The 7967-nt window shown below is 44.4% G+C and carries 6 protein-coding genes, 1 rRNA gene and 1 other annotated feature; of the genes, 1 reads left to right on the top strand and 6 read right to left on the bottom strand.

The window, feature by feature from the left end; genetic code table 11:
- From BLU30_RS14000 to BLU30_RS13975, 6 genes are all read right to left on the bottom strand, one after another.
- A 16S ribosomal RNA gene (locus tag BLU30_RS14000) occupies positions 1–179 on the bottom strand; the annotation flags it as partial.
- Between the two features lie 454 nt (positions 180–633).
- Positions 634–2013, bottom strand: a complete 1380-nt coding sequence (locus BLU30_RS13995; RefSeq protein ID WP_090247298.1) for a TrpB-like pyridoxal phosphate-dependent enzyme — start codon at positions 2011–2013, stop codon at positions 634–636.
- A gap of 77 nt (positions 2014–2090) precedes the next feature.
- Positions 2091–2341 (bottom strand) — a binding site (T-box leader).
- A 51-nt stretch (positions 2342–2392) separates the two neighbouring features.
- Entirely contained in the window at positions 2393–3112 is a 720-nt protein-coding gene (locus tag BLU30_RS13990) for a GTP pyrophosphokinase (RefSeq protein ID WP_090247296.1), read from the bottom strand.
- 25 nt (positions 3113–3137) lie between these two features.
- Positions 3138–4091: an NAD(P)-dependent oxidoreductase gene (locus BLU30_RS13985; protein WP_090247299.1), complete on the bottom strand. Its 954-nt coding sequence runs from the start codon at positions 4089–4091 to the stop codon at positions 3138–3140.
- A 24-nt stretch (positions 4092–4115) separates the two neighbouring features.
- Entirely contained in the window at positions 4116–4772 is a 657-nt protein-coding gene (locus tag BLU30_RS13980) for a RecX family transcriptional regulator (protein ID WP_090247294.1), read from the bottom strand.
- Between the two features lie 69 nt (positions 4773–4841).
- Positions 4842–6278, bottom strand: coding sequence for a peptidoglycan DD-metalloendopeptidase family protein (locus BLU30_RS13975; protein WP_090247292.1), 1437 nt, complete (start codon positions 6276–6278; stop codon positions 4842–4844).
- Positions 6279–6491: 213 nt separating this feature from the next.
- On the opposite strand from BLU30_RS13975, the gene BLU30_RS13970 reads away from it, so the two are divergent.
- Positions 6492–7781: an ATP-binding protein gene (locus BLU30_RS13970; RefSeq protein ID WP_090247291.1), complete on the top strand. Its 1290-nt coding sequence runs from the start codon at positions 6492–6494 to the stop codon at positions 7779–7781.
- Positions 7782–7967: the final 186 nt, after the last annotated feature.

Genomic DNA, 7967 nt, shown 5'->3' with positions numbered 1-7967 from the left:
TCCCAGTTTCCCGAGGCTATTCCTTTCCATGAGGCAGGTTACCCACGCGTTACTCACCCGTTCGCCACTTTCCACTCCTTATTTCTCCCGAAGGATCCATAAAAAGCTTCTCGTTCGACTTGCATGTGTTAAGCATACCGCCAGCGTTCGTCCTGAGCCAGGATCAAACTCTCAATTAAAAGTTTGGCATCAGACCTCAGTCTGATGTTCTGGTTCTTACGCTTGGTTTGGTTTTTTTATAGAAGAGTCCAACCTCTTCTTTTCTCCAGCAGATCGCTCTGCTTCGGAATCTTTGGTTTTATCCAGGTTTTATGGTACTATTCTCTTTTCTATGACCTATCGCCGTTTGTCGATATAATGCAATCGTTCACTCCCGACGACTTTTAATATTATAGCACTCTGTTTTCTTCTTGTCAAGCACTAAATATTTTTTTATTAATTTACTTCGTTTTTCCGAAGTTGCTGTGACTTTATTTCCGACAGCTTTTGTATTATACGGTCTTTTCGCCTACTTGTCAACACTATTTCTTCATTTTTTTCATAAAACTTGATATTTTTTTGATTTTTAGTTAACAAAAGAGGAGGAAGCCCTAAAAATAGGACTTTTCTCCTCTTTATTAATAGCGATACTCTCTATTCTTGAATTCCTGGAATCTTTGGCAGACGATCAAACCCGTAGGCAAGATCCTGATCTGTTGGAATATAATCCTCCATGCGGTTCTCCATATAAGCAGAATAGGCGGTCATATCAAAATACCCTGTTCCTGTTAAACCAAAGAGGATGGTTTTTTCTTCTCCCGTTTCTTTGCATCGGAGTGCTTCATCAATGGCTCCCCGAATGGCATGGGCTGATTCTGGCGCCGGGAGAATGGTTTCACATTTAGCGAATTGAATCGCTGCTTCGAAAACCTTGGTCTGTTCAACCGCGGTGGCTTCCATGTATCCATCGTGATAAAGCTTGGATAAAATGGGGGACATACCATGGTAGCGCAACCCACCGGCATGATTAGCTGAAGGGATGAACTCACACCCTAAGGTGTACATCTTGGCCATGGGTGTGATTTTTCCAGTATCGCAAAAATCATATGCATACCGTCCCCTTGTCAGACTTGGACAGGATGCAGGTTCAACGGCGATAATGCGCGGATCCGCTTTACCAAGGAGCTTATCCTGCATAAAGGGAGCAATGAGCCCACCTAAATTTGATCCGCCCCCAGCACATCCGATAATGACATCTGGATATTCCTCCAAAATTTCCATGGCTTTTTTCGTTTCCAGTCCGATAATGGATTGATGCAGCAGGACTTGATTCAACACAGAGCCCAGTACATAGCGATAGCCCTCTGTTGTAACAGCTTTTTCGACTGCCTCAGAAATGGCACAGCCCAGACTTCCAGATGTCCCTGGGTTCTCCGACAGTATTTTCCGACCAATCTCCGTTGTGTTACTGGGACTTGGAATAACATCACCATCAAAGACTTGCATTACCGCTTTTCTAAAAGGTTTTTGCTCATAGGATACTTTTACCATAAAAACATTAAGGGGTAATCCAAAATATGAGCAGGCTTCTGACAGTGCGGTTCCCCATTGTCCAGCACCGGTCTCTGTGGTTACTCCCTTTAACCCTTGCTCTTTTGCATAATAAGCTTGGGCAATAGCTGAATTTAGCTTATGACTGCCACTGGTATTATTGCCTTCAAATTTGTAATAAATTTTTGCAGGCGTGCCCAACTGCTTTTCTAAATTATAGGCACGAATCAAAGGGGATGGGCGGTAAATACGATACATTTCCATAATCGGCTTTGGAATATCGAAGTATGGTGTCGTAGCATCCATTTCCTGATGGGCCAGGGCTTCACAGAAAACGGGATATAAATCTGACTCTACCGCCGGCTTCATCGTCCCCGGATTAATCATGGGTTCCGGCTGTTCTTTCATGTCTGCCCGGATGTTGTACCATTTTTGGGGAATGTCCTCTTCACTTAAATAGAAACGATAGGGTATTTTTGCCATTGTAATTTCCTCCTTTGACTTTAAACACAATAATCGGCCAGGGGCCTTTTACTCAAAAACGACAAAAGGCCTTTGTCCCAAGGGACAAAAGCCTAAACTTCTGCGATACCACCCAAGTTGCCCGTACCCTAAGTACAAGCCACTCATTCTACATACTAACATATGCACCCCGCTGATAACGGATGGGGTCTCCGTCGGAACCTACTCACTAATGCTTTCAGACCGCACTCACAAGTCCATTCGCTACACATTGCTCTACCGGTTCCCACCAATGCCGGCTCTCTGGAATTGCTCCTGTGCAGTTACTCCTCTTGTTCGTTGCTTTATGATTTGGATTGAGTGTATTTTACTCCAGTAACGTGGAAAAGTCAAGGGTTTTCTACCGAATGACCTGGTTATGAATATCCTGCATCCTTAAGTCTGTTTCTGCAATGGTATCCGCGCATTCCTTAAGCTCCCGGGAAACACTTTCCGGAATATTCTCCGGATCCACAGCTTTATACCGTAGCTGATGCTCCAGACTGGCCCAAAAGTCCATGGCAATGGTACGCACCTGTACCTCAACCTTCACCTGTTCTTTATGATCTGAAAAAAACACCGGGACCCGTACAATTAAATGAAGACTACGATAGCCATTGGGCTTTGGCTCTTTGATATAATCGGTAACCCGAACTAACTCGATATCATCCTGGGCTTTAAGAAGCTGTTTAACCGTGTAAATATCTTCAATGTAAGGGCAAACGATGCGTACCCCTGCGATATCGTCTAAGTTTTCCCTGGCGGACTCACAGGTCAGTTCAAACCCTTTGCGGGCCAGCTTTTCGACCACACTTTTGGGAGACTTGATTCGACTCTTCATGGTGTGGATAGGATTACGTTCGTGGGCATGCTGGAATTCATCACTTAAAATCTCTAGCTTTGTACTGATTTCTTTAATCGCAGCCCGATAACAATTCTGCATCTCAAAGAGCTCCTGAATCAATCCCTGGGCAATTTTAAAAGAATCAACCTGATTCTCAGTCTCTGGGATAATTGCGGGATGGATCCGCTCTAAGATTTCTACCATTGGTGTTTTTTCCGTAATTTTTTTATTTAACATAGTTTCTCATTCCTTATTCGGATGTTTAAAAAGCCTTGACGTTTTGTGGTTCTCCCTCCAACCAACATCTTACATTATCAAATACAATGACCGCACGTTGGTAAAGAGATTCTTTTGTACTATAGGCAATATGAGGGGTTAAAATTGTATTTTTTGCACTCACAAGGGGTTCAGTTCCACTAAAAGGAGGTTCTTCATCGAAAACATCAATGCCGGCTCCGGCAATAATACCCTGATTGAGGGCTTCAGCCAATGCATTATTATCCAAAATACCACCACGGGCAGTGTTAATGAGAATGGCCGTTGGCTTCATCAATGCCAATTCCTTCTTCCCAATAATCTTAGCGGTAGACTCGGTAAGTGGAAGATGCAGTGTCACAATGTCACTGCGCTTTAAAACTTCCTCCATAGGGAGATATTTAATTCCCATATCCTGCCCCGATTGTTTAACTGTCCGATTGTAGGCCAGGAGCTCGCAGCCAAAGGCCTTCGCGATTTCTGCCACCCTCAGACCAATGGCCCCTGTCCCGATAATCCCGATGGTCTTACCCTTAAGCTCCGTCCCCGGAATTCCCGTTACCACACCATCTCGCAAATTCTGATCACATGAACAAATTGTTCGGTAGAGATCTACAATCAAGCCAAATACAAGCTCTGCCACCGCATTGGTGGAGTATCCCGCTGCATTACAAACCATGATCCCCCGTTCCTTACACACATCTAAGTCCACATGATCAAGCCCTGTAAACGCCACATCCACAAGCTTGAGGTTATGGCACTGTTCAATAACCCTTCGGTTCAAGGGTTGGTTTGCTAAAATAATGACATCCGCATCGGCTACCCGGTCAATGAGCGCCCTTTCATTTTTGGCCTGCTCATCATAAGCGATGACCTGATGGCCATCTGCCTTGAGCAGCATTGATAACGCCATAAAAGCATCGTTAGAAATTCCCAATGGTTCCATGATTACTATTTTCATCATATTCTCCCTTCTGCCTTACATTCAATTGAATTCATCTTCCCGATTCATAAACGCATTGATTTCATCGAAGCTAAATCCCCGGGAAGCTAAGTTGCGCTTAATCCGCTGGTTCAGTTCCCAGCCAGAGTACCCCTTGCGCTCCTGCATCCGTCGATACTTTTCAAAATAGCCTTCAATATCCGACTGCCTTTTTTCTGGCATGTCCTTGGACGTTTCTAAGGGAATATCTCCAATCATTGTATTAATCATATCATAAGAGAAGCCTCTACGCTGTAAATATGCTCCTACTTTTTGCAACTTTTTGCGTCCAAACTCTCCTGCATATTTTTTAATCGCCTTTTGCATCTGGTTTCTGCAGCATTCCTCCTCGGACTCTACGGGGTAAAAAACCTCCAATTGATTCAGCAGCTCTCCTTTTATTCCCCGTCGGGCTAAATCCTGTTTTAATCTTAACCGACCAAACTGGTTTCCCATCAGATTCGTTCGGATAGCACTTTCTAAATAATCCTCATCATTAATATAATGATAGAAAGCCAACTTCTCCATTACACCGGCAATGGTTTGGGGTGACCTTCCTTTTTTTTCTAAATATTCCACCATTTCCTGTTCTGTCCGGCTTCGATAGCTGAGATATTTTAACGCCAAATCAAAGGATTTTGCTATTTCTTCTTGTCCCACTTTTCTCTCCTTTAAAAAAGCTGCCAACGTTTGTCGGCAGCTAGATATATTCCTTTTTACTCTTGCCGCCTATAGCGGTAAAAAATCGGTTACGGGTTGAGCGACACCGTTATATTTAACTTCAAAATGCACATGATTGGCCGTTGAGGACCCTGTTGACCCCATTTCTCCGATGCATTCACCCTGGGATACCGTTTGCCCGGCAGAAACACCGATGGCACTCATATGACCATACAAAGTACTATAGCCATTGCCATGATCGATTTCCACACAATTACCATATCCGCCATACCAACCAGCCCGGGTTACGGTGCCACTGGCAGAAGCATAAATGGGTGTTCCTTCGCTGTTCAGGATGTCCACAGCGCAACCACCGGTATGGTTTGAACCGGAATCGCCATCCCGGTAGATTTCACCGATGCTGCCTGCCGCTGGCATCCAAAACTGGCCACTCCCTGTGATGGCCGGATGGCTACCAGCGCTCTTTGCCGCAGCCGCCCCGACCTTTTTAATACATTTCACAGGCTCCTTGGTAATGGTTTCACTCAAAACGTTTTTGGAAACCTCCCGACCGTTCTCATAAGTAATGACGGCTTCAACATCCTTTGAACCCGTTTGTCCCTCTTGCTGAATGGATTCCTTCCCGGCTTCTAAGCTATTATCCGGTTGTTCTTCCGTTTCAAAGGGAATGCTCTCCGCGTATTTCTTCTGAACCGTCGCAGTAACCGTCAGGGCGGGTGCCTTGACCACAGTATTAATGACATCCCCTTCATTCAGGGCGTTCACATCTTTATCCTGATTCATGGCTGCCAGATGATCCAGGGAAGTCCCTCGATTGGCCGCGACTAAGACGCCGTTGTTTCCTTCTCCGGCTTTTACCGTATCCTGGGTGACGCTCATGGCACCCTCTTTAAAGTAATCCATGGTTTGATTGTAATTTTTAGAGCTGCCGGTATCCACCGCAACGGGCGTTACGGATACGTTTTCTTTAAAGTTACAGTCAGCAACACTAACACCAGCGGTATCAGCACATTCTTTCTTATAGTCTTCTAAAACCTGATCCGCCACCTTTTGGGATTCGACTGCAATGGTTTGATCATTGATGGTAATGGTTGCTCCAGCTAAAAGCACCTCTGGACAGGTTGTTTGAATTTTAGCAGCACATTCCGTCAAGTCCATTTTATTTGCCAGGGTGCTGGTGGGCTTAATCACAATTTCATCCGAATCTACGCGATAGGCATTATCTTTTCCCGTTTGTTTTTGTGCTTCCTTATTTAAATTATCCACCACTTCTGTTGCCATTGCCGCATCCTGAACATACCCAATGGACTGGCCTTCTAAGAAAACCTCAAAGGAAGCGGTCTGAGCATGAGCAATCCCCGAGCCAGTGGCCACAAGAAAGGCCGCCAATACAACACCTGTGGTCCTTCTGGAAAATCTTTTTTGTTTAAGTGCGTGCCACTTTGCTTCGGTACTGGTAAACCATCCTCCGCTTTTATTCTTCATTCATATCCTCCAACGTACAATTATTCCTTCAAATCCATTATTTTGTTTCATTATACCATCACTTGTTTCAAATCGCAATCCAAATGTAACTTTTTTGTTACATTATTGATACGTTTCATTGAAAATTTAAGATTTTATAACAAATGGGATTTTAACAATCCACATTTATGGTATACTTATTTTAATTGCAAATTGAAACAGAGGTACCTACTAATGAAGAATATTTCGATCCCGCGTATTGAGGCTTTTTCTTTTTACCGCTCAATTCTTGGACATTCGATGCTTGTGGATTTTCGAAGTCTGTGTGAAGCCTATGAGTCGGCGGACAGCCTTGAGGGCTTCGCCGCCTGCCATCGCGATACCTACTATCAGTTAAAATCAAAGATGCTGGCCTATTCCTTTGATAAAAATGAAGAATATCACTACTCCAAAACACCCTGGTGTGATTATATCATCTCAGAGGTTATTTCAGATGAAAACCCCTTAACGCTGCTTTTTGAGCGTGGGAAAGTGGAGGAAAATCATCCTTTTTATACCAGTATGTCCGGGGAAATCAAAATCTTAAATGATTTGTATCATTTTGATTGGGGACTCTTTTTAAAAGAAACCCATCTGGATGACAGCAATATTTTCTCTTCTCCTATTTTCTTCCCCATTCCGCCCCATGATCTCATTGATTCAGCTTTTAAAACCGGGGATGAATCGAAAGTCTTTAGCGCGGTTAATCGCTATGTCAGTGAGTATGGCCTCGGTATTTTTGAAAACCATGTGTGCTTTAAAGTGGACAGCGCCACAGATCGTTTAGTTCCCATTGAAGCCCAGAGCTATAAAACCATGGATGGCCTGGTTGGACACGAACGACAAAAAGAGGAAATCATTGCCAATACGGCCGCCTTTATTAAAAATAATACGGGATTAAACGTTCTGCTCCAGGGAGATATGGGAACTGGAAAATCGACCATGGTCAAAGCATTGCTCTCCACCTTTAAAGGCTCTAAGCTGCGGATGGTCGAGCTGAAGAAAGAGCAAATTCGAAGTATTCCTGCTGTTCTTAGGGAAATCGCCGGTCGCCCCTATCCCATTATTCTATTTATCGATGATTTATCCTTCGATGATAAGGAAGGGGATTTCAAGCTTTTCAAAAATGTACTCGAGGGCTCCCTGGAGGAAAATCCCAAGAACGTCCGAATTTACGCAACCTCCAATAAACGACATCTTGTCACAGAAACCCAATCTGAACGCACGGATGCTGTCCACACGAAGGATATCATGGAAGAAAAGCTATCCCTCAGCAGCCGCTTCGGCTTGATTCTTACCTTTACGGCTCCCAATCAAAAAGATTATCTGGCCATCGTCCGGAAGATGGCCCAGGATGCCGGCATCGATCTTCCCACTGCCCGCCTGGAAAGTCAGGCCATCCAGTGGGAGCTCCGTCACCTGAATCGCTCCGGGCGCACAGCTGAGCAATTCATTCAATATCTCTTAGTAAACCAAAATAAATAGCAGCCAATAAAAAAGCCAGGAAAAAATCCTGGTTCAGACTGTCGACAAACCCAGGTCAGGGTGATGATAAAAATACGAGAACCCCGGCGCCCCTGCGGGCTGGCGTTTTGGGCTTTCATCAAATTAAGAAAGCAAACCCGCCCTAAACCTTATCAAAACCGAAGGTTTTGCGCACTGACGACTGAG

The sequence above is a fragment of the Eubacterium barkeri genome (genome assembly GCF_900107125.1).
Classification (GTDB): domain Bacteria; phylum Bacillota; class Clostridia; order Eubacteriales; family Eubacteriaceae; genus Eubacterium_O; species Eubacterium_O barkeri.
Note: the sequence above shows the minus strand (reverse complement) of the source record. Positions and strands in the feature narration are given on the sequence as shown.

Coding starts and splice junctions, on each gene's coding strand:
- BLU30_RS13995 (WP_090247298.1), bottom strand. CDS start 2,013: ATGGCAAAAATACCCTATCGTTTCTATTTAAGTGAAGAGGACATTCCC.
- BLU30_RS13975 (WP_090247292.1), bottom strand. CDS start 6,278: ATGAAGAATAAAAGCGGAGGATGGTTTACCAGTACCGAAGCAAAGTGG.
- BLU30_RS13970 (WP_090247291.1), top strand. CDS start 6,492: ATGAAGAATATTTCGATCCCGCGTATTGAGGCTTTTTCTTTTTACCGC.
- BLU30_RS13990 (WP_090247296.1), bottom strand. CDS start 3,112: ATGTTAAATAAAAAAATTACGGAAAAAACACCAATGGTAGAAATCTTA.
- BLU30_RS13985 (WP_090247299.1), bottom strand. CDS start 4,091: ATGAAAATAGTAATCATGGAACCATTGGGAATTTCTAACGATGCTTTT.